This window comes from Caulobacter sp. FWC26, assembly GCF_002742645.2.
Lineage (GTDB): Bacteria > Pseudomonadota > Alphaproteobacteria > Caulobacterales > Caulobacteraceae > Caulobacter.
Map to the genome: position 1 here is coordinate 2,271,767 of NZ_CP033875.1, position 20,808 is coordinate 2,292,574.

Annotated in this window: 19 protein-coding genes; 8 read left to right on the plus strand and 11 right to left on the minus strand. The window is 66.5% G+C overall.

Annotated elements, in window-relative coordinates:
• Positions 1-7: 7 nt before the first annotated feature.
• Genes CSW63_RS12345 through CSW63_RS12375 form a run of 7 tightly spaced genes read right to left on the minus strand, consistent with a single transcriptional unit; the run spans position 8 to position 6,489 of the window.
• Positions 8-1,261, minus strand: a complete 1,254-nt coding sequence (locus CSW63_RS12345; protein WP_062093293.1) for an aminotransferase class V-fold PLP-dependent enzyme — start codon at positions 1,259-1,261, stop codon at positions 8-10.
• Positions 1,261-2,298 carry a Fe-S cluster assembly protein SufD gene (gene sufD, locus CSW63_RS12350; RefSeq protein ID WP_062093294.1) on the minus strand — a complete coding sequence of 346 codons (1,038 nt, stop codon included), beginning with the start codon at positions 2,296-2,298 and terminating at the stop codon, positions 1,261-1,263. Before sufD ends, CSW63_RS12345 begins: the two co-directional genes overlap by 1 nt.
• Positions 2,295-3,044, minus strand: a complete 750-nt coding sequence (gene sufC / locus CSW63_RS12355) for a Fe-S cluster assembly ATPase SufC (protein ID WP_062093295.1) — start codon at positions 3,042-3,044, stop codon at positions 2,295-2,297. The genes sufD and sufC overlap by 4 nt, the downstream gene beginning before the upstream one ends.
• The gene (locus CSW63_RS12360; protein ID WP_062093296.1) at positions 3,037-3,426 is read right to left on the minus strand and encodes a hypothetical protein; all 390 of its coding nucleotides are present in this window, start codon (positions 3,424-3,426) and stop codon (positions 3,037-3,039) included. Before CSW63_RS12360 ends, sufC begins: the two co-directional genes overlap by 8 nt.
• On the minus strand, positions 3,423-4,892 hold the full coding sequence (gene sufB / locus CSW63_RS12365) for a Fe-S cluster assembly protein SufB (protein WP_062093297.1): 1,470 nt from the start codon (positions 4,890-4,892) through the stop codon (positions 3,423-3,425). Before sufB ends, CSW63_RS12360 begins: the two co-directional genes overlap by 4 nt.
• On the minus strand, positions 4,892-6,031 hold the full coding sequence (locus tag CSW63_RS12370) for a cysteine desulfurase family protein (RefSeq protein WP_062093298.1): 1,140 nt from the start codon (positions 6,029-6,031) through the stop codon (positions 4,892-4,894). The genes sufB and CSW63_RS12370 overlap by 1 nt, the downstream gene beginning before the upstream one ends.
• Positions 6,028-6,489, minus strand: a complete 462-nt coding sequence (locus tag CSW63_RS12375) for an Rrf2 family transcriptional regulator (RefSeq protein ID WP_062093299.1) — start codon at positions 6,487-6,489, stop codon at positions 6,028-6,030. The genes CSW63_RS12370 and CSW63_RS12375 overlap by 4 nt, the downstream gene beginning before the upstream one ends.
• A gap of 178 nt (positions 6,490-6,667) precedes the next feature.
• On the opposite strand from CSW63_RS12375, the gene CSW63_RS12380 reads away from it, so the two are divergent.
• Positions 6,668-7,318 carry an alpha/beta hydrolase gene (locus tag CSW63_RS12380; RefSeq protein WP_062093300.1) on the plus strand — a complete coding sequence of 217 codons (651 nt, stop codon included), beginning with the start codon at positions 6,668-6,670 and terminating at the stop codon, positions 7,316-7,318.
• Positions 7,319-7,371: 53 nt separating this feature from the next.
• On the opposite strand, the gene CSW63_RS12385 is transcribed toward CSW63_RS12380, so the two are convergent.
• Entirely contained in the window at positions 7,372-8,478 is a 1,107-nt protein-coding gene (locus tag CSW63_RS12385) for an anhydro-N-acetylmuramic acid kinase (RefSeq protein WP_062093381.1), read from the minus strand.
• A 43-nt stretch (positions 8,479-8,521) separates the two neighbouring features.
• On the opposite strand from CSW63_RS12385, the gene CSW63_RS12390 reads away from it, so the two are divergent.
• The 5 genes from CSW63_RS12390 to CSW63_RS12410 all read left to right on the plus strand — a co-directional run bounded on the left by CSW63_RS12390 (position 8,522) and on the right by CSW63_RS12410 (position 12,438).
• Positions 8,522-8,572, plus strand: a complete 51-nt coding sequence (locus CSW63_RS12390; RefSeq protein WP_024265744.1) for a hypothetical protein — start codon at positions 8,522-8,524, stop codon at positions 8,570-8,572.
• Between the two features lie 98 nt (positions 8,573-8,670).
• Complete coding sequence (gene tyrS, locus CSW63_RS12395) at positions 8,671-9,996, plus strand: tyrosine--tRNA ligase (protein WP_168193646.1); 1,326 nt, start codon at positions 8,671-8,673, stop codon at positions 9,994-9,996.
• A 130-nt stretch (positions 9,997-10,126) separates the two neighbouring features.
• A complete protein-coding gene (locus CSW63_RS12400) occupies positions 10,127-10,588 on the plus strand; it encodes a peroxiredoxin (RefSeq protein ID WP_062093302.1) in 462 nt (153 codons plus the stop codon).
• Positions 10,589-10,820: 232 nt separating this feature from the next.
• Positions 10,821-11,972 carry a peptidoglycan DD-metalloendopeptidase family protein gene (locus tag CSW63_RS12405; protein ID WP_062093303.1) on the plus strand — a complete coding sequence of 384 codons (1,152 nt, stop codon included), beginning with the start codon at positions 10,821-10,823 and terminating at the stop codon, positions 11,970-11,972.
• Entirely contained in the window at positions 11,953-12,438 is a 486-nt protein-coding gene (locus CSW63_RS12410) for a polymer-forming cytoskeletal protein (RefSeq protein ID WP_062093304.1), read from the plus strand. Before CSW63_RS12405 ends, CSW63_RS12410 begins: the two co-directional genes overlap by 20 nt.
• Before the next feature lie 63 nt (positions 12,439-12,501).
• Here CSW63_RS12410 and prfB read toward each other — a convergent pair.
• The 3 genes from prfB to CSW63_RS12425 all read right to left on the minus strand — a co-directional run bounded on the left by prfB (position 12,502) and on the right by CSW63_RS12425 (position 17,413).
• A protein-coding gene (prfB, locus tag CSW63_RS12415; protein ID WP_099503519.1) for a peptide chain release factor 2 occupies positions 12,502-13,627 on the minus strand; the annotation gives its coding sequence in 2 pieces (ribosomal slippage) (positions 12,502-13,557 and positions 13,559-13,627; 1,125 coding nt in all).
• 68 nt (positions 13,628-13,695) lie between these two features.
• Complete coding sequence (locus tag CSW63_RS12420; protein WP_168193647.1) at positions 13,696-16,065, minus strand: penicillin-binding protein 1A; 2,370 nt, start codon at positions 16,063-16,065, stop codon at positions 13,696-13,698.
• 160 nt (positions 16,066-16,225) lie between these two features.
• Complete coding sequence (locus tag CSW63_RS12425; RefSeq protein WP_062093307.1) at positions 16,226-17,413, minus strand: N-acetylmuramoyl-L-alanine amidase; 1,188 nt, start codon at positions 17,411-17,413, stop codon at positions 16,226-16,228.
• A gap of 408 nt (positions 17,414-17,821) precedes the next feature.
• Between CSW63_RS12425 and CSW63_RS12430 the strand changes: the two genes are divergently transcribed.
• Positions 17,822-18,040, plus strand: a complete 219-nt coding sequence (locus CSW63_RS12430; RefSeq protein ID WP_082749277.1) for a hypothetical protein — start codon at positions 17,822-17,824, stop codon at positions 18,038-18,040.
• Positions 17,964-20,672, plus strand: a complete 2,709-nt coding sequence (locus CSW63_RS12435) for a ribonuclease E/G (protein WP_062093308.1) — start codon at positions 17,964-17,966, stop codon at positions 20,670-20,672. The genes CSW63_RS12430 and CSW63_RS12435 overlap by 77 nt, the downstream gene beginning before the upstream one ends.
• Positions 20,673-20,808 lie beyond the last annotated feature (136 nt).

Here is a 20,808-nt window from a genome sequence, read left to right on the forward strand (position 1 = left end):
CGGGGGCTCAACTGAAGAAACTGCGGGCCTTGGCCAGCGCGTCGACGAACGCGTCGGCCTCGGCCTCGGTGTTATATAGGGCGAAGGAGGCGCGGGCGCTCGACGTGACGCCGAAGCGGCGCATCAGGGGCTCGGCGCAGTGGGTCCCGGCCCGCACGGCGACGCCGTAGCGGTCCAGAACCTGGGCGATATCGTGGGCGTGGGCGCCCTCGACGGTGAACGACAACACCGCGCCCTTGCCAGGCGCTTCGCCGAGGATCCGCACGCCGTTGACGCCGCGCAGACGCTCGGCGACCCGCTCATAGAGCGCGTGCTCGTGGGCGAAGACGGCGTCGCGGTCCAGGCCGTTCAGCCACTCGATCGCCGCGCCCAGGCCCACGGCCTCCAGGATCGCTGGGGTGCCGGCTTCGAAGCGATGCGGCGGGTCGGCGTAGGTGATCTTGTCCAGCGCCACCGAGCCGATCATCTCGCCACCGCCCTGGTAAGGCGGCAGGGCCGCCAGGCGATCGGCCTTGCCATAGAGCATGCCGATCCCGGTCGGGCCGTAGAGCTTGTGGCCGGAGAAAACGTAGTAGTCGACGTCCAGGGCCTTCACATCGACCTTGGTATGGACCACGCCCTGGCAGCCGTCCAGCAGCACCGGCGCGCCGGCCGCGTGGGCCAGGCGGACGATCTCGGCAACGTCGTTGACCGTGCCCAGCACGTTCGACATGTGGGTGACGGCGACCATCTTGGTCTTTTCGGACAGCAGGCCCTTGTAGGCCTCCATGTCCAGCCGCCCGTCATCCAGCACCGGGATGAACTTCAGCACAACGCCCTTGCGCTCGCGCAGGAAGTGCCACGGCACGATGTTGGCGTGGTGCTCCATCTCGGAGAGCACGATCTCGTCGCCCGCGTTCAGCGACAGGCCGAACGAGCTGGCGACCAGGTTCACCGCCTCGGTCGCGCTCTTGGTCCAGACGACCTCGTCGCGCTCGGCGTTGATGAACCGCGCCACGGTTTCCCGCGCCTTTTCATAGGCTTCGGTCGTCTCGTTGGCCAGCGTGTGCAGGCCGCGATGGACGTTGGCGTAGGAGGTTCGCGCCAGGCCCATCATCGCGTCCAGCACCGCGTCGGGCTTCTGGGCGCTGGCGGCGCTGTCGAGATAAATCAACGGCTTGCCGTGGACTTCTCGCGCCAGGATGGGGAATTGCTCTCGAATACCCGCCAGCTCGGCCCGGTACTCCTTGAGACTGCGGCGCTCAAGAGTTTGCAAAGCCATCAGGCGTCGCTCCCCAGCTTGCGCGCAACCCAGGCGGCGGCGACTTCCCGCGCGCCGTCGTGCTGAATCCGCTCGACCACTTCGCCCACGAAGGCTTGGGTCAGCATGGCCTTGGCGTCGGCCTCGGGGATGCCGCGCTGCTTGGCGTAGAACAGCACCTCGTCGTCCAGCGCGCCGATCGTGTTGCCGTGGGCGCAGGAGACGTCGTCGGCGAAGATCAGGAGCTCGGGCTTGGCGTCTATCTCGGCCTTGTCCGACAGGATCAGGGCGTGGTGGCCCATCCGCGCGTCGGTCTGGTCGGCGCCCTTCTCGACGACGATCCGCCCCTGGAAGACGCCGCGCGCCTGGTCGGTCACCATGCCCTTGGTCAGCTGGCTGGTGACGCCGTCGAGACCGCCATGCGTGACGACACTGGTCAGGTCGGCGTGGCGCTGGCCGTCGAGCAGATAGGCGCCGTCGAGGCGGACCTCGGCGTGGGCGCCGGGATGGCGGACGCGGGTCTCGATCCGCTGGCGGCGCGCGCCAGACGTCAGGACGGTCTGGGCGAACTTAGAGCCGGGGGCCAAGGCGACCTCGGCCGTTACGACCGAAATGGCGTCCGCATCGTCGTCGGCGAAAATAACGCGTTCGACGATCGCGTCGTTGCCCAGACGGATATTCACAGCCACGTCCGAAACGTAGCCCTTGCCACGGCCTTCGTAGCTTTCGATCAAGGTCAACTTAGCGCCTTCGCCGACGTCGACCCAAAGCTCAGCGCCATGCGAGGTCGCATCGGTGGCGGACATGAAGCGCCAGCCAACGAGGCGCTCTTCGCCTGCGTCAACAACGAGATCCGTAGGCCCGCGCCCGTTGACGACGCCCCCTGTCATGTCGAGCGTGCCGGAAAGCGGGTTCTCCCAGAACCAAGCTCGGCCTTGGGGTGAAGCCGCCGGCAGGACCTTCAGCAGGCCCCGCAGATCGGTCCAGCGCCAGTCCTCGTCGCGCCGCGATGGCAGCGCCGAGAGGTCGCCGGTCTTGAGGGCGGTCGAAAGGGTCAAGCCGCCGCCCCCACGATGCGGTCATAGCCTTCGGCTTCCAGTTGCAGCGCCAGTTCCGGACCGCCCGAGGCGACGATGCGGCCGGCGGCCAGCACGTGGACCTTGTCGGGTTTGATGTGGTCCAGCAGGCGCTGGTAGTGGGTGATGACCAGCATGCCGCGTTCGGGCGACCGCAGGGCGTTGACCCCTTCGGAGACGATTTTCAGGGCGTCGATGTCGAGGCCGCTGTCGGTCTCGTCGAGGATGAGGAACTTCGGCGAAAGCATGGACATCTGGAAGATTTCCATCCGCTTCTTCTCGCCGCCCGAGAAGCCGACGTTCAGGCCGCGCTTGAGCATCTCGAAGTCGATCTTCAGCGCGGCGGCCTTCTCCTTGGCCAGCTTCAGGAAGGCCGGGGCGGCGATCTCGTCCTCGCCCCGCGCGCGACGCTGGGCGTTGAGGGCGGTGCGGATGAAGGTCAGGGCGGGAACGCCCGGAATTTCCAGCGGATACTGGAACGACAGGAACAGGCCCTTGGCCGCCCGCGCGTTCGGCTCGAGGGCCAGCAGGTCCTCGCCATTGAGCGTCGCCGCCCCTTCCGTGACCTCATAGCCGTCTCGGCCGGTCAGCACGTAGGACAGGGTCGACTTGCCGGCGCCGTTCGGGCCCATGATCGCGTGGACCTCGCCGGCCGGCACGTCCAGCGTGACGCCCTTCAGGATCGGCTTGTCCTCGACGCGGGCGTGAAGGTTCTGGATCTTAAGCATGGGTTTCGTTCAGTCTTCTGTACTCGGCGTCATCACCCGCGAAGGTGCCGACGACAGCGATCCGGCCCTGAATGGCCGCGTTTAGCAGCGGAAGATCCTCGGGCGGGATCCAGTATTCCTCATGGCCCAGGGTCCCCGAGACCTTGTTCTCGTAGGCGTCGAGAAAGCCCTTCAGCACCTCGAAACGAACGACATAGCCGCGCCGATAGGTCGTGTGGGCGGCGTTCCAGTCGCGCGCGACCTTGGCGGCAAGGAGCTCGCTGGTTACCGGACGAAAGATCGGCCGCTCAATGTCGTGAGCGGGCAAGGCCGTCCACTCCGACGCCTTGATCGCCTGGAGCTCTTCCAAGCCGACGGGCTGATAAAGGGCGACTGTGGTCATCCCACGCTGCCCTCCAGGCTGATCGCCACCAGCTTCTGGGCCTCGACGGCGAATTCCATGGGCAGTTGCTGCAGCACGTCTTTGACGAAGCCGTTGACCAGCAGGGCCACGGCCTCCTCTTGGTTCAGGCCGCGCTGCTGGCAGTAGAACAGTTGATCGTCCGACAGACGCGTGGTGGTGGCCTCGTGCTCGAACACCGACTGGCCGTTGCGGGCCTCGATGTAGGGCACGGTGTGAGCCGCGCAGTCCTTGCCGATCAGCAGGCTGTCGCACTGGGTGAAGTTGCGCGCGCCCTTGGCCTTGGGGTGGGCCGAGACCAGGCCGCGATAGGTCGAGGTCGACTTGCCAGCGCTGATGCCCTTGGCGACGATCCGCGAGCGGGTGTTGGCGCCCAGGTGGATCATCTTGGTGCCGGTGTCGGCCTGCTGGTGGCCGTTGGTCACCGCGATCGAGTAGAACTCGCCCGAGCTGCCCTCGCCGCGCAGCACGCAGGACGGATACTTCCAGGTGATGGCCGAGCCGGTCTCGACCTGGGTCCACGAGACCTTGGAGCGATCGCCGCGGCAGTCGGCGCGCTTGGTCACGAAGTTGTAGATGCCGCCCTTGCCGGTCTCGGGATCGCCTGGGTACCAGTTTTGAACTGTCGAGTACTTGATCTCGGCGTCGTCCAGCAGGACGAGCTCGACCACGGCTGCGTGCAACTGGTTCTCGTCGCGCATCGGGGCCGTGCAGCCTTCCAGGTACGAGACATAGGCGCCCTTGTCGGCGATGATCAGGGTGCGCTCGAACTGGCCGGAGTCCTTGGCGTTGATCCGGAAATAGGTCGACAGCTCCATCGGACAGCGCACGCCCGGCGGGACGTAGACGAAACTGCCGTCCGAGAAGACCGCGCTGTTGAGGCAGGCGAAATAGTTGTCCGAGGTCGGCACCACGCTGCCCAGGTACTGGCGGACCAGTTCCGGATGCTCGCGGATCGCCTCGCTCATCGAGCAGAAGATGACGCCGGCCTGGGCCAGTTCCTTCTTGAAGGTGGTCACCACGCTGACGCTGTCGAACACCGCGTCCACGGCGTAGCGCGGCGCGCCTTCGACGCCGGCCAGGACCGCCTGTTCCTTCAGAGGGATGCCGAGCTTTTCGTAGACGGCCAGCAGCTCCGGATCGACCTCGTCCAGACTCTTGGGGCCCTCCTTGGTCTTCGGCGCAGCGTAGTAGTAGGTGTCTTGGTAGTCGATCGGCGGATAGCTGACCTTGGCCCAGTTAGGCTCGTCCATCGCCAGCCAACGGCGATAGGCCTCAAGCCGCCACTCCAGCATCCATTCCGGCTCGTCCTTCTTGGCCGAGATGAAGCGCACGATGTCCTCGGAGAGGCCTTTGGGGGCGAACTCCTGATCGATGTCGGTGCTAAAGCCGTGCTCGTACTTCTCGAGCGCGGCGACGGTTTCGACAGTCTCTTTGACTGCGGCCATTAAGCCACCTCCCGGCGCCGCGCGCCGATACGCTTCCAGGCGGCGAGCCAGGCGTCGCCGCACTTGATCCAATCGTCTTCCGTACTCGCCCAGCCGCCACTGATCCGCAGGGCGAACGGGGCGAGATCAGCGCGGCCCATGGCTTCCACCACGCGGCTGGCCTTGACCTTGCCCGACGAGCAGGCGCTGCCGGCGCTGACCATGATCCCGGCCAGATCCATGTTCATGACCTGGACCTCGGAGCCGAAGCCCTCGCCCGAGAAGCACAACGTCTGAGGAAGGCGATCAGCGCCTTCGCCCAGCACGACCGCGCCCTCGGCCTTCAGCCGCTCCGCCAAGGCGTCGCGCCATTGGGCTTGTTCGGCCAGCGAGGCAAGCGACTCGCGCCCCACCTTTGCGGCCGCGCCGAAGGCGGCGATGCCGGCGACGTTCTCGGTGCCGGCCCGGCGGCCGCGTTCCTGGCCGCCGCCGTGCAGGCGGCGGGTCACCGTAGCGCGGGCGCCGGCCACCAGGGCGCCGACGCCTTGCGGCCCGCCCAGCTTGTGAGCCGATAAGGCCATGGTGTCGGCGCCGAGGCCGGAGAAATCGATGGCGATCTTGCCGGCGGCCTGGACAGCGTCGACGTGCAGCCAGCCGTCATGGGCGCGAACCAGAGCCGAAGCCTTATCCACAGGTTGGATGACGCCGGTCTCATTGTTGGCCAGCATCAGGCAGACGAGGGTCTTGCCAGGCTTTTCAAGCGCTTGCGCCAACCAGGCGAGATCGGCGACGCCGTTGTTATCCACAGGCAGGACCTCGACCGGCAGTCCGCACGCCTTGGCCGTCTCGCTCACGGCGTCGTGCTCGACCGCGGAAATGACGATGCGCGCAACGCCCGCAGCTTTGGCGCTTTCGATGGCCAAGGCGTTGGCCTCGGTGCCGCCGCTGACGAAGGTGACCGAACCCGCCGGCACGCCGACCAGAGCGCCGACCTCGGCCCGGGCGCGCTCGACGATGTCGCGAGCGGCGCGGCCGGCGGCATGGACTGATGAGGGATTGGCCGGACTCTCCAGGGCGCGCAACAGCGCTTCGCGCGCCTGCGGCCGCAAGGGCGCCGTCGCGTTGTAGTCGAGATAGACCGATGTGCGGGTGATGTTCACTCGGCCGCGATCTCCAGCGGACGGGCGGGACGCAGTTCACCCTTTAGAACGTCAGCGACCGAGACACTGGCCAGATAGCCGTGAATCTGCCGGCCCATCTCTTCCCAGAGATTATGCGTCATGCAGCGTTCGCCGCCGGCCATGCAGCCCTTGGCCTGGCCCTTGGTGAAATTGCAACGCGTCGCGCGCAGCGGCTCGTCGACGGCCAGCACGATGTCGGCGATGAAGGTTTCGGTAGAAGCCTTGGCCAGGCGATAGCCGCCGCCCGGCCCCCGCGCGCTGATCACCAGACCCTTGCGGCGCAAGCGCGCGAAGAGCTGCTCGAGATAAGACAGCGAAATCTGCTGGCGCGCCGCGATCTCGGCCAGCGCCACGGCGCGGCCATCGCTTTCGTCCTGGCGCTTGGCCAGATCGGTCATCGCCATCACGGCGTATCGGCCTTTGGTGCTCAGGCGCATCAGCCTTACCCCTTGCAGATTCCGCGCGCATCGGCTTTTGCGTGTGCTACAAGCCGCGACTTCGCGCGCGGACCATCTGTCCGCGTTGCGGCTGCGATTTAGGAAGACCAAGCGCGGCGGTCAAGTATTCTGGCCCTTAAAAAGCCGGGATCCGCCGTGGCCAGCTGAAGGGGACGATATGCCTGATGTGATTTTGACCGGCGCGTCCGGCCGGATCGAAGGTCGCTATTCTCCGGGCAAGACCGAAACGGCGCCGATCGCGCTGATCCTGCATCCGCACCCCAAGGCCGGCGGTCACATGAACCACCCGGTCTCGGTGCAACTGTACCACCTGTTCATGAAGCGTGGCTTCGCGACCCTTCGCTTCAACTTCCGCGGCGTGGGCCGCAGCCAGGGCGAGTTCGACAGCGGCATCGGCGAGCTGGCCGACGCCGCCACGGCGCTGGACTGGCTGCAGACCAGCAACCCGGCCGCGAGCCAGACCTGGGTCGCCGGCTTCGACTTCGGCGCCTATATCGGCATGCAGCTTTTGATGCGCCGCCCGGAAACGGACGGCTTCATCTCGGTGTCGCCGCCGACCAACATGTACGACTTCAGCTTCCTGGCGCCCTGCCCGGCCTCGGGCCTGTTCCTGACCGGTTCGGCCGACACCATCACCCCGCCGGTCGAGGTGGAGCGCGTCGTCACTAAGCTGCGCACCCAGAAGGGCATCACGATCGACTACGAGGTCATCGACAAGGCCAGCCACTTCTGGACCGAGCACCTGCCCAGCGTCGAAAAGAGCGTCAGCGACTATCTCGACAAGCGCCTGGCGGAAAACCCGATCTAGGACTTCAGGTCCAACCGTTTCAAAGGCCTCCCTTCGGGGAGGCCTTTTTCGTTTCAGGGCGCGACGATCCGCCCGCCGGTCATCGGCGCTGGGACGCCCGTGGTTCCGGGGAAGCTGATCGGCAAGCCCTTGGCCGTGCGGGCGGCGAGATAGGCGAAGGCTTCGGCCTCGATGCTGTCGCCGCGCCAGCCGTAGGCCTCTGCGGTCTGGACCGGCACGGGCGCGCGCTCGGCCAGGGTCCGCATGATCGCCGGATTGTGCCGCCCGCCGCCGCAGACGATCAGGGCGCTGGGCGCCTCGCCGGTCTGAGCGAAGGCCTTGAACACCGCCTCGGCTGTGAAGGCCACCAGGGTCGCCGCCGCGTCCTCGGCGCAGAGGTGCGCGACCGGCGCCAGCGAGAAGTCATAGCGGTCCAGTGACTTGGGCGCCGGGGCGTCGAAATAGGGGCTGTCGAGCAGGCTCGCCAAGGCGGCCTCGTCGACACGGCCGGCCAGGGCGAGGCGGCCATCCTCGTCGAAACGGCCCAGGCCCCGCTCCTGCAGCATCAGGTCGATCATGCCGTTGCCGGGGCCGGTGTCGAAGGCCAGCAGCGTACCGTCCGCGCCAATCAGGGTGATGTTGGCGACCCCGCCGACATTCAGCGCCGCCACAGGGGCGGTCAGGCCTGAGGCCCGGGCGCGCGCAGCGTGATAGATCGGCGCCAGCGGCGCGCCCTCCCCGCCGGCGGCGACATCGGCGGTGCGGAAATCGAAGGCCACCGGCCGGCCGCAGGCCTTTGCCAGGCGCTCGGCGTCCAGCAACTGCACCGTACGGCCCAGTCGCTCGGCCGTCGGCCGCTCGTGAAGAACGGTCTGGCCGTGGACGCCTAGCAGGTCGAACTCACCCGACGAGAGACCGTGCTCGTCCAGAAAACTTTCCGCAGCCTGGAAATGCTCGTCGGCCACGGCGCGGCGGGCCTCTTCGAAGATCGCTGGCTCGGGCGCGCCACGCGGCCAGGCGCGGGCGATGTCGGTGGTCCTTAGCAACAGATCGCGGGTCGCCTCCCGCAACTTGCGCTCCCCCGCCGGCCCGAAGGCGTGGATCTCGACGCCGTCGGTCTCCAGCACCGCCATGTCGACCGCGTCCAGCGAGGTGCCGGTCATGAATCCCAGGATCTTCATGGGGACGTTGACTGCCATGCCCGTTAAACGGTAGCTAGGCCCCATGATCGACGCTTTCGTCCTGGCCCGCCCCTATTACCGCCCGCTGCCATAGCGGGAGGCCGACTAGACACGTCGCTTAGCCCCCGCCTCGCCGGGGTCGCTTTCTTGCCAGTCGATCATGCGCTCCGGCCGCTTACCCCGGAGTCTGAAATGAAACCCTCACACACTGACCAAGCCGTGCTAGACGGCCCGCCACGTCCACTAGAGAGTCGATCCATGTCCGCCGCCTCGTCCTTCAAGTCAGAGTTCCTGCGAACCCTGGAGGCGCGCGGCTACATCCACCAGATCACCCATCCGGAGGAATTGGACACGGCGGCGCAAGGCGGCCCGATCGTCGCCTACATCGGCTTCGACGCCACCGCGCCCAGCCTCCACGTCGGTTCGCTGATCCAGATCATGCTGCTGCGTCGCCTGCAGCAGGCCGGCCACAAGCCGATCGTCCTGATGGGCGGCGGCACGACCAAGGTCGGCGATCCCACGGGCAAGGACGAGAGCCGCAAGCTGCTGAGCGACGCCGACATCCAGGCCAATATCGCCGGCATCAAGACGGTGTTCTCGAAGTTCCTGACCTTCGGCGACGGCCCCACCGACGCGATCATGGTCGACAACGACGTGTGGCTGTCGAAGTTCGGCTACGTCCAGTTTCTGCGCGAATACGGCGTGCACTTCACCGTCAACCGGATGCTGGCGTTCGATTCCGTCAAGCTGCGCCTTGAGCGCGAACAGCCGATGACGTTCCTTGAGTTCAACTACATGCTGATGCAGGCGGTGGACTTCCTGGAGCTGAACCGCGCCCATGGCTGCGTGCTGCAGATGGGTGGCTCGGATCAGTGGGGCAACATTCTGAACGGCGTCGAGCTGACCCGCCGCGTCGACCAGAAGAGCGCCTTCGGTCTGACGACGCCGCTCCTCGCCACCGCCTCGGGCGCCAAGATGGGCAAGACGGCGGCGGGCGCTGTGTGGCTGAACGCCGAGCAGCTGAGCCCCTACGACTACTGGCAGTTCTGGCGCAACACCGAGGACGCCGACGTCGGCCGCTTCCTGAAGTTGTTCACGGACTTGCCGCTGGATCGCATCGCCGAGTTGGAAGCGCTGCAAGGCGCCCAGATCAATGAGGCCAAGAAGGTGCTGGCCGACGAGGCCACCCGCATGGCCCACGGCGCGGAAGAAGCCCGCAAGGCCCGCGACGCGGCCGAAAAGGCGTTCGAGCAAGGCGCGCTCTCGGCCGACCTGCCGACCTTCGAGATCGCCTCTGCGGATCTGGAGGCCGGCGTCGTGCTGGCGGCCCTGTTTGCTGACGCTGGCCTGGCCGGCTCGCGCGGCGAAGCGCGTCGTCTGGCCCAGGGCGGCGGCCTGAAGGTCAACGACAAGGCCGAAGCCGACGCGAACCGTCTGATCACCGCCGCCGACCTCGTCGAGGGCGTGGTCAAGCTTGCTGCGGGCAAGAAGAAGATCGTGTTGGTGAAGCCTGTTTAGTTATGAGTTGATTGTCGTCCCGCCCCTGGCGTAGCGAAGGCGGGACTCGGCTAGACTCAAAGGCCATTGGCGGTCCCGGCTCGGCGCGTTTCGCGCTGGGCCGGGACGACAAACTTCAAGGAAGCGTTCGATGCTGCAGCCCGGCGACAAGGCTCCCGATTTCGACCTGCCGACCGACACCGGTCGCGTCAGCCTGGCGGCGCTCAAGGGCAAGAATGTCGTCCTGTACTTCTACCCCAAGGACGATACCGCCGGCTGCACCTCCGAGGCGCTGCAGTTCTCGTCGGAAGTCGAAGAGTTCCAGAAGCTCGGCGCGGTGATCATCGGGGTCTCCAAGGACAGCGCCGCCTCGCACGCCAAGTTCCGCGCCAAGCACGACCTGACTATCGAACTGGCGGCCGATCCGCTGGGTGACGTCGTTGAAGCCTATGGCGCCTGGGTCGAGAAAAGCATGTATGGCCGCAAGTACATGGGCATCGATCGGTCGACCTTCCTGATCGACCGCGAGGGCGTCATCCGTGAAATCTGGCGCAAGGTAAAGGTGCCGGGCCACATCAAGGCCGTGATGAACGCCGCCAAGGCCATCAAGTAGAGCGCGCCTCCGCGCCCGACTCTCGCTCCAGTGTTGCGCGCACGCATCGGCATGTGGCGTTTTGGCGCGGAACCACTCTTCTAGCGTGGCTGTTCTGGTTAGGAATCGTTAAGGCTTGAGGCGCAAGCTATAATTTTGCGACTCGCGCTCTCTTTGGGCGCGAACTGTCTTGCATGCGGCTGCTTTCTCATTGCATATCGCCGGGACCTGAAACGGGGGGTTTCCTGGGGCGATGGCGATCAAACGCTTCAAGCGACTGCGGCAATCACTGGAAGCCCTGTTTCCTGAGAGGCACATCTACATCCGCTCCGGCGGCGAGATGCGCGGCTATGTGTTTTCCACCAATAAGCAGCTGCTAGGAGCCGCCGGCGTCGCTGTCAGCGCGCTGTGGATGGGCGTTTGCACCGCCGCCATGATGGTCAACGCCCTGGCGGTCAGTTCGACCGACCAGCAGGTCATCAGGCAAAAGGCCTATTACGAGCGGCTCAACGCCGACCGGCAGGCGCGCCTGAACAGCGCCGTGGCGCAACTGTCCGCCACGAACGGCTCGCTGGAAGATTTGGCTGCCTCGGTCGAGAAGCGTCACGCCGCCCTCGCCCTCCTGGTTTCCGATTTCAAGGGCGTCCCCGGCGCCGCGGAGGCTCTCACGGTCGCCAAGCCGCGGCTGCTCGCCGCCAGCCCCGTACAACGGGTGCAGGCCACCCGGATGGATCAGGAGCGCCTGATCGACGCCGCCGAAAGCTTCGCCAAGAGCCGCGCCGAGCGTCTGCGCCTGGCCATGCGCATGGCCGGCCTGGACGCGGGCAACTACACCGGTCGCGGCGTGTCGCTGGGCGGTCCGCTGATCGAGGCCAAGGACCCGCGCGCCCTCGCCGCCGTCCTGGACGTGGACGAGGAATTCGCCAGCCGCATCCAGCGCGCCGCCAACGACATGTCGGACATGCGGTCGTTGGGCGCGGCGGCCAAGAAGCTGCCGTTCTATCGTCCGACCAGCAATCCGGCCCTGTCGTCCAGCTACGGCGTCCGGTTCGATCCCTTCACCCGCCGGCCCGCCTTCCACTCGGGTCTCGATTTCCCGGGCGCTTTCTACACGCCGATCATGGCGACGGCGCCGGGCGTCGTGTCGTTCACCGGTGTCCGCTCCGGCTATGGCAACACCGTCGAGGTCGACCATGGCGGCGGATTCAAGACCCGCTACGCTCACTTGGCGACGATCGGGGTTCGTGTGGGCCAGCGCGTCGCCATCGGATCGCGCGTCGGGGGAATGGGCTCGACGGGCCGCTCCACAGGCCCTCACCTGCACTACGAAGTGTGGGTCAACGGCAAGGCGCAGAATCCCAACCGCTTCTTGAAGGCTGGTGAGTATGTTCAGCAAGCAAGCTAAATCGAACAAGACCCCGGCTCGGATCGAGCCGCTGCCCGCGCCGATGGCCGCCGCGCCGGCCGAAGCCGCGCGCCGGGCGCCGCCCAAGGTGGCCTCGCTGCTTTCGGCCGACCTGACGATCGAGGGAAGCGTCACCGGCGAGGGCGAGCTGCAGATCGACGGCGTGGTCAAGGGTGATGTCCGCGTTGGCCGCCTCACCGTCGGCGAGACCGGCCATGTCGAAGGCTCGGTTTACGCCGAGGCTGTCGAGGTTCGCGGTCGCGTGGTTGGTGCGATCACGTCCAAGCAGGTGCGCCTGTACGGAACCTCGTACGTGGATGGCGATATCACCCACGAGCAACTCGCCATGGAAACGGGCGCTTTCTTCCAGGGACGCAGCCTGAAGTTCCAGCGCCCGGCGGCTGCGCCGGCCCCGGCCCCCGCGCCGCATCCGGAACAGCTGGCCATCGCCAAGGCTCCGGCCTGACGCGGATCGCGCTGAAGACCAAAACGCCCCGGAGCGGTCCTCCGGGGCGTTTTCTTTTTCGCTTTACGCGGCCTCGCCGCCGTCGCGGGTGTGACCCACGCGTTGGGCCAGGGACGCGGCCATGAAGGCGTCGAGGTCGCCGTCCAGGACCCCTTGGGTGTCGGAGGTCTCGACGTTGGTCCGCAGGTCCTTGACCATCTGATAGGGCTGCAGGACATAGCTGCGGATCTGATGACCCCAGCCGATGTCGGTCTTGGTGTCCTCCAGCGCCTGCTGCGCGGCTTCGCGTTTTTGAAGCTCGGCCTCATAGAGGCGCGCACGCAGCATCTTCCAGGCCTCTTCGCGGTTCTGGTGCTGCGAACGGCCTGCCTGGCAGGCTACGGCGATACCGGTCGGAATGTGCGTCAGACGCACCGCCGAGTCCGTCTTGTTGATGTGCTGTCCACCGGCGCCGGACGCACGGTAGGTATCAGTGCGCACGTCTGAAGGATTGATCTCGATCTCGATATTGTCATCGACCACCGGATAAACCCAGGCCGAGGCGAACGAGGTGTGACGGCGCGCGCTGCTGTCATAAGGACTGATGCGCACCAGACGGTGGACGCCGGCTTCGGTCTTCAACCAGCCATAGGCGTTAGGCCCCTTGACCAGCAGGGTCGCGGACTTGATGCCGGCCTGATCGCCGTCAGTCTCTTCGATCAGCTCGGTGGTCATGCCGTGGGCGTTGGCCCAACGGGTGTACATGCGCAAAAGGATACCGGCCCAGTCGCAGGACTCGGTGCCGCCGGCCCCGGAGTTGATTTCGACATAGCAGTCGTTGCCGTCAGCCTCGCCCGACAGCAGCGCCTCGAGCTCGGCGCGACCAGCGCGCTCCTTCAGCGACTTCAGCTGGGCGCGAGCGTCGTTGAGCGAGTCTTCATCGGACTCCATCTCGGCCAGCTCGGCGTATTCGAGGGCGTCCTTGAGGTCGCGCTCGATCGACTGCACGGCCTCGACCTTGGCGGCGAGGTTCGCGCGCTCGCGCGAGACCGCTTGGGCTTCCGACGGGCGGTCCCAAAGCGTGGGGTCCTCGACCCGGGCGTTCAGCTCATCGAGCTTGCGGAGAGCGACGTCCCAGTCAAAGACGCCTCCTGAGCAGTCCCACGGACTGCTCGATGTCGGCCGCAGCGGCCTCGACATCCGGTCGCATCACGTAACTCCGTGACAGTGTTGAAGGGCGCGGGGAATAACGCGCGTCGCTTCCCCGCGCAATGGAGGTCAGTAGAGCCCGCTCAGCGGATCCACCTTTTGTGTGGGCTTGCCAGGTTGCGCCGGCGGCGGCGCGACGGGCGGCAAGCCTGGCGGGAGTTCCTGATAAGGGATCGGTCCACCGGTCGGCGCGACCTCGACCTTGGGCTCGGTGCCCGGCCGGAAGGCCTCGCGCACGCCGCGCACCATGGCGAACTTGGCGTTCTTCGGCGGCTTGAAGTCGACCACCGGCTGGCCTTCCAGCGCGACCTTCATGAAATCCATGAACATCGGCACCGGGCCTGTAGCGCCGGTCTCGCCCTCGCCAAGCGAACGGTTGTCGTCAAAGCCGATGAACACCCCGACGATCAAGTTGGGCGAGTAACCGACGAACCAGGCGCTGCGATACTCATTGGTCGTGCCGGTCTTGCCAGCCAGCGGCCGCCCTAGAGAACTGACGGCGGCGGCGGTGCCGCGCTGGACGACGCCCTGCAGCATGGAGGTGATCTGGTAGGCCGTGACGGGGTCCATGACCTGCTCGCCGGGCGCGGGGAAGCGCGGGCTCTCGTCGCCGTTGAAGCCCGCGTCGCACCGCTCGCAGTCACGCTTGTCGGCGCGGAAGATCACCTTCCCCTCGCGATCCTGCACCAACTCGATCAGGTGCGGCTCGATGCGACGCCCGCCATTGACGAACGGCGCATAGGCCGCCGTCAGCTTGAAGGGCGTTGTCTCCCCAGCGCCCAGGGCCATGGCGAGCACCGGGTCCATGTCGCGGACCACGCCCGCGCGCTTGGCGAAATCGACGATCTTCTTCATGCCGACGCCCTGAGCCAGGCGCACGGTCATGGCGTTGATCGACTGCTCCAGACCCTTGCGCAGCGGCTGCGCGCCATAGAACTCCTTGTGATAGTTCTCGGGGCTCCACTCCTCGCCGTTCGCGCCCTTGAAGGTGATGGCGCTGTCGACGATCACGCTGGCGGGCGTGTAGCCGTTCTCCAGCGCTGCGGCGTAGACGAAGGGCTTGAACGACGAGCCGGGCTGGCGCATCGCCTGGGTGGCGCGGTTGAAGTTGGATAGCGAGTAGCTGTAGCCGCCGACCAGCGCCACGACTCGTCCCGTATAGGGCTCCATCGCCACGAGAGCGCCATTGACCGCCGGGATCTGGCGCAGACGGTAGCCGCCGGCGTCCGTCTTCTCGACAAAGACCAGGTCTCCCGCCTTCAGGCCCTTGCCCGCCTTGGCCCAGGCCAAGTCCTCGCTGACGATCTGGCCTTCGCCCTCCTTCTTGACGAGCCGGACGCGGCCGTCGTTGGACGTCACCAGCGCCGCGCGCCACTTCGACCGCTCGGAGGGCGCGGCCTTGGCCAACGCCGTCTTTTCCCAATTGAGTTCGTCGGGTTGGACATGGCCCCAGGCGCCGCGCCAGCCGTGGCGACGGTCATACTTTTCCAGCCCGTCCATCAGCGCCACCCGCGCCGCGCTTTGCAGGCGCGGATCCAGGGTCGTGCGCATGTAGTAGCCGCCTTCGTTCAGGCGAGGGCCAAGGGTCGCCATCCCCCGCTGGCGGACTTCCTCGACGAAGTAGTCTGCGTCGCGATAGGCGGCGCGCTTGGGCGCGGCTTGCACGGCCAAAGGTTCGGCCATGGCCTTCTGGGCGTCGGCTTTCGAGACCCAGCCCTGTTCGGCCATCTGCCCCAGCACCCAGTTGCGGCGGCCGATCGCCTTCGCTCGGTTCCGGATCGGATGGTAGTTGTCCGGCCCCTTGGGCAGCGAGGCGAGGTAGGCGCATTCGGCCAGGGTCAGGTCCGGCAGGGATTTGCCGAAGTAGTTGTAGGCCGCAGCCCCGACGCCGAACGAGCGGTAACCCAGCCAGATTTCGTTCAAGTAGAGCTCAAGGATCTGCTGCTTGGTCAGCGACTGCTCCAGGCGATGAGCCAGGATGGCTTCCTTGAACTTGCGCCCGACGGTTGCGTCCGAGGTCAGCAGGACGTTCTTGGCCACCTGCTGGGTGATCGTCGAGCCCCCCTCGAGGCGACGCCCGCGCACCGCATTGCCAATATTCTTGACCATGGCCCGCGAGAGCCCGCCAACATCCACGCCGCCGTGCTGGAAGAAGTTACGATCCTCAGCCGCCAGGAAGGCCTGCGCCAGCTGAGGCGGGATCTGATCATAGGGGATGAAGATCCGGCGCTCTTTCGAATACTCGCCGATCAGGGTGCCGTCCCAGGCATACACACGCGTCGCGGTCGGCGGACGATAGTCCTGCAGTTCACCCGCGTCGGGCATGTCGTGGAACAGCCAGGCGGCATAGATCGCGATCGCGAAGCCCGCGACGGCGATAGCCGAAAGCACCGCCACGCCCGCGATGGCCATCCATCGTTCGGTGGGTTTCAGATCCACGCGACCTCCGTCGAGCGGGCCCCCTCGCCCGCCGTACACCATTCACTAGATCGCTTGGCCCGGAACCGTAAGCGGTTTCGCGGTCGCACCCCAGCCATAGAGGCGCGAACGATCTTCCCTGTGATTAGAGCGCGATGGCTGAAAGGGGAAGCGCGGTCGCTTACGACTTGCGCAGGCCCGAGGAGAAATAGGCCTCGATGGAGTCCGCCACCGCGTCGACCAGGCGCGCACGGCTGGCTTTGGCCGATAGGAACGCTTCGTCCTCGGGATTGGTGATGAAGCCCATTTCGAGAAGCACCGCCGGCACGTCGGGCGCCAGCAGCACAATAAATCCGGCGTCCCGGTGGCTGCGACGCAGCAGAGGCGTCTCCTCGCCCACGTTCGCCAGAAGCAGTTGCGCGAAGGCGGCCGAGCGGTTCTTGGTCGCCCGTTGCGACAGGTCGAGCAGGATTTGGCTGACCGCGCGGTCACGGCCTGGCAGATTGGCCTTCATCAGCCAATCGTCCTTCTCGAGGACGCGGCCGACGCGATCGGCGCCCTTCTCAGAGAGGGTATAGACCGAAGCGCCGCGCGTCGTGGCGTCCGGCCCCGAGTCAGCATGTAGGGAGATGAAGAGATCGGCGTCCGCCCGGCGGGCGATCTGCACGCGCGATTCGAGCGGGACGAAAGTGTCGGTCTCGCGCGTCAGCACCACCTGGAAGCGGCCGGTGCGTTCGAGACGCTCTTTCAGCGCCTTGGCGGCGGCCAAGGTGACTTCCTTCTCGTGGATATTGGCGCCCAACGCGCCGGAGTCCTTGCCGCCATGGCCGGCGTCGATGACGACCACCTTCTTGAGACGAAGCGGCGGGGCCTTGGCCGGCGTTTCCGTCAGGCTGAGACGCGGCGCCGGTGCGACGGCGACGGCGTCCACGGCTTTGAGGTCGATGACATAGCGATAGGCCGTCGCGCCGTCGCCGGGCGGCAGCAGAAACCGTCGACGGACCTCCGCCTTGCCGGCGAGATCCAGCCGCAAGCGTGCGCCGCCGGCCGCCTCGTCGATCAGCCAGCGCTTGACCAGCCCTTGGCCGGCCCCTTGCAGCTCGCCTGAAACCATGACGTTCGGCAGCCCGATGACGAGGCGCTGGTCGGCCATGCCGTCGGCGATGAGCTTGCCGGCGGCGGCGCGATCCAGATCGATCACCACGCGGGTTTCCTGGCGATCCCCACCGAAGCGAACCTTCTGGACGCCGGCCGGCGGTGCGGAGCCGTTCGCGGTGGCGACAGCCACGCCGGCGACGGTCAAACCGCCGACGATCAGGATCGCCCTGACCCAGCCCATACGAGCGAAACTGATGAGACTCCTACGCATTTCCGCTCGCGATACCCGGAACTGGTGAATTGGCCGTCAATATCGTTCAGGCGCGGTAGCGAAAGGGTTAAGTCGGGATCGCCTCGCGAAACCTTTTCTTTTGCGCGCCAATGTGGCTACAGTCCCGCCGCGCGCGAATTCCGTGATCGTCACGATTTTGCGTGAGCCGCTCAGGCGTCGAATGTGGCCTAGACCCACTTTCGTCGCGGGGGCGGCAGACTAGATAGTGTTCGAGACGTGGTCGACCTGACGGGCAAGACGCCTGCCGAGACATCACGCCGCGGGGCCCGCGTCGGGCTCAAACGCCCTCCGGCGACGACGCGCCATCCGATCCGCGCCACTATTGGCGCGACAGGCAAAACACTCCAATCCGCGCTTTGCTGCGCGGTTAGGGAAAAACGAAACCGCATGGGCTGCGCCGCACCCGTCCGCCACTGGCATCCGACCTCTCGCACCCGCGCTGGCGGAGCGACGGACGGCGACGCGCGCGCCCCTCATTCATATCGGCGACGGGACCTTGCGTCCGATGCGCGCCGTGGAGACTTCCTTTATGTCGAAGAAGATGCTGATCGACGCAGCACACGCCGAAGAGACGCGTGTGGTCGTCGTGGACGGAACCCGGGTTGAAGAGTTCGATTTCGAGAGCCAGACCCGCAAACAACTTCGTGGAAACATCTACCTCGCCAAGGTAACCCGCGTCGAACCCAGCCTCCAGGCTGCGTTCATCGAGTATGGCGGCAACCGCCACGGCTTCCTGGCGTTCAACGAAATCCACCCGGACTACTACCAGATCCCGGTCGCCGACCGCGAAGCGCTGATGCGCGATGACTCGGGCGACGACGAGGACGACACTCCGATCTCGCGCCGCGCTTCGGGCGGTGACGACGAAGACGACGTCAACGGCGGCGAACACGCGGTCGACGACGACGAGGATGACGTCGAAGAAGAGCTGGCGCGCCGCAAGCGCCGGCTGATGCGCAAGTACAAGATCCAGGAAGTAATCCGCCGCCGGCAGATCATGCTGGTCCAGGTCGTCAAGGAAGAGCGCGGCAACAAGGGCGCGGCCCTGACCACCTACCTCTCCTTGGCGGGCCGCTACGGCGTCCTGATGCCCAACACCGCCCGGGGCGGCGGCATCAGCCGCAAGATCACGGCGGTCACCGACCGCAAGCGCCTGAAGAGCGTCGTCCAGAGCCTGGACGTGCCGCAGGGCATGGGCCTGATCGTCCGCACGGCGGGCGCCAAGCGCACCAAGGCCGAGATCAAGCGCGACTACGAATATCTGCTGCGTCTGTGGGAAAACATCCGCGAGAACACGCTGCACTCGATCGCGCCGGCGCTGATCTACGAGGAAGAAGACCTCGTCAAGCGCGCCATCCGCGACATGTATGACAAGGACCTGGACGGCATCTGGGTCGAGGGCGACGCCGGCTATAAGGAAGCGCGCGACTTCATGCGCATGCTGATGCCGAGCCAGGCCAAGAAGGTCTTCAACTACCGCGATCCGACGCCGCTGTTCGTCAAGCACAAGATTGAGGACCATCTGGCCCAGATCTATTCGCCGGTCGTGCCGCTGCGCTCCGGCGGCTATCTGGTGATCAACCAGACCGAAGCCCTGGTCGCTATCGACGTCAACTCGGGCAAGGCCACGCGCGAACGGAACATCGAAGCCACCGCGCTGAAGACCAACTGCGAAGCCGCCGAAGAGGCCGCACGCCAGCTGCGCCTGCGCGACCTGGCCGGCCTGATCGTCATCGACTTCATCGACATGGATGAGGCCAAGAACAACCGCACGGTCGAGAAGGTCCTGAAGGACGCCCTGAAGGACGACCGCGCCCGTATCCAAATGGGCAAGATCTCGGGCTTTGGCCTCATGGAGATCAGCCGTCAGCGCCGCCGCACCGGCGTGCTGGAAGGCACCACCCATGTCTGCGAACACTGCGAAGGCACTGGCCGCGTTCGCTCTGTGGAGTCCAGCGCCCTGGCCGCCTTGCGCGCGGTCGAGGCCGAGGCCCTGAAGGGCTCGGGCAGCGTGATCCTGAAGGTCTCGCGCTCGGTTGGCCTCTACATCCTGAACGAAAAGCGCGACTATCTTCAGCGCCTGCTGGCCACGCATGGCCTGTTCGTGTCGGTCGTGGTCGATGACAGCCTGCACGGCGGCGACCAGGAGATCGAGCGCACTGAGCTGGGCGAACGGATCGCCGTGCCTCCGCCGCCGTTTGTCGACGAAGACGACGATTTCGACCCCACGGCCTACGAGGACGAGGAAGAGGAAGACGAGATCATCCCCGAAGACGAGGATGACATCGATCGCGAGAACACCGACGACGACGACGCCTCCGCGCGCAAGCAGGCGCGCGAAGACGATCGCGGTGACCGCAAGGGTCGTCGTGGTCGCCGCGACCGGAGCCGGGGCCGGGGCCGACGCGATGATCGCGACAGCGAGATCGAGGGCGAGGAAGAGGACGACAACGCCGCTGGCGACGGCGCCGACGACGACCGCGTCGACTTCGGCGACGACGACGAGGGCGCCCGGCGCCGCCGCCGCCGTGGCCGCCGTGGCGGCCGCCGTGGGGGTCGCGAGGACGGTGATCGCCCGTCGGATGCGTTCGTGTGGATCCGTCCGCGCGTGCCCTTCGGCGAGAATGTCTTCACCTGGCATGATCCCGCTGCGCTGGTCGGGGGCGGCGAGTCGCGTCGCCCTGCCGCTGAGGCCCGCGCCCAGGCGCCAACTGAGGCTGTTGCGCGCCCTGAACGTACGGAGCGTGAAGAACGCCCCAGCCGTGAGCGCGGTCGTCGCGGTCGCGATCGTGGCCGCCGTCAGCGCGATGAAGCGCCGGTCGTCGACGCCTCGCCCGTTGAAAGCGCGGCCGCCGAACCGACTGAGCCCTTCGAGGCTCCGATCTTGGCGCCGCCTGTGATCGCCGCCCCGCCGACCGACGTCTGGGTCGAACTCCCGGAAGTCGAGGAAGCGCCCAAGAAACCCAAGCGCACCCGCTCGCGCGCCAAGAAGACCGCTGAGACAGTCGAGGTCGTGGAGACGCTTGAGGTCACGGAGATGACGCCCGAGGTCACGATCGAAGCCAGCGAGCCCGAAGCTGTCGAGGTCGCTCCGCCCGCGCCTGCGGTGGAAGTTGCGTCCGAGCCTGAGCCCGTCGTCGAGGTCGCGCCTGTCGAAGAGGCCAAGCCTGCCGAGCCCGACCCGAACGAAATCACCACGCCGCCCGAAAAGCCGCGTCGCGGCTGGTGGCGCCGGTAACGGTGACCGAAATCGGCCCGCGCGTCTTTCCGGCGTGCGGGCCGAATTCTTTTGCGGGACCGAGCAGACCCTTGTTCCCTCGACTTTACGATCCAAGTTAGATTGGTCAGGGTTCGCGGGGGCGCGATCTGGAGAT

Excerpts from the sequence above, each read along its gene's own strand:
- CSW63_RS12345 (WP_062093293.1), bottom strand. The coding sequence starts at position 1,261 with ATGGCTTTGCAAACTCTTGAGCGCCGCAGTCTCAAGGAGTACCGGGCC.
- sufC (WP_062093295.1), bottom strand. The coding sequence starts at position 3,044 with ATGCTTAAGATCCAGAACCTTCACGCCCGCGTCGAGGACAAGCCGATC.
- CSW63_RS12360 (WP_062093296.1), bottom strand. The coding sequence starts at position 3,426 with ATGACCACAGTCGCCCTTTATCAGCCCGTCGGCTTGGAAGAGCTCCAG.
- sufB (WP_062093297.1), bottom strand. The coding sequence starts at position 4,892 with ATGGCCGCAGTCAAAGAGACTGTCGAAACCGTCGCCGCGCTCGAGAAG.
- CSW63_RS12375 (WP_062093299.1), bottom strand. The coding sequence starts at position 6,489 with ATGCGCCTGAGCACCAAAGGCCGATACGCCGTGATGGCGATGACCGAT.
- CSW63_RS12380 (WP_062093300.1), top strand. The coding sequence starts at position 6,668 with ATGCCTGATGTGATTTTGACCGGCGCGTCCGGCCGGATCGAAGGTCGC.
- CSW63_RS12385 (WP_062093381.1), bottom strand. The coding sequence starts at position 8,478 with ATGAAGATCCTGGGATTCATGACCGGCACCTCGCTGGACGCGGTCGAC.
- tyrS (WP_168193646.1), top strand. The coding sequence starts at position 8,671 with ATGAAACCCTCACACACTGACCAAGCCGTGCTAGACGGCCCGCCACGT.
- CSW63_RS12400 (WP_062093302.1), top strand. The coding sequence starts at position 10,127 with ATGCTGCAGCCCGGCGACAAGGCTCCCGATTTCGACCTGCCGACCGAC.
- CSW63_RS12405 (WP_062093303.1), top strand. The coding sequence starts at position 10,821 with ATGGCGATCAAACGCTTCAAGCGACTGCGGCAATCACTGGAAGCCCTG.
- CSW63_RS12410 (WP_062093304.1), top strand. The coding sequence starts at position 11,953 with ATGTTCAGCAAGCAAGCTAAATCGAACAAGACCCCGGCTCGGATCGAG.
- CSW63_RS12425 (WP_062093307.1), bottom strand. The coding sequence starts at position 17,413 with ATGCGTAGGAGTCTCATCAGTTTCGCTCGTATGGGCTGGGTCAGGGCG.
- CSW63_RS12430 (WP_082749277.1), top strand. The coding sequence starts at position 17,822 with ATGGGCTGCGCCGCACCCGTCCGCCACTGGCATCCGACCTCTCGCACC.
- CSW63_RS12435 (WP_062093308.1), top strand. The coding sequence starts at position 17,964 with ATGTCGAAGAAGATGCTGATCGACGCAGCACACGCCGAAGAGACGCGT.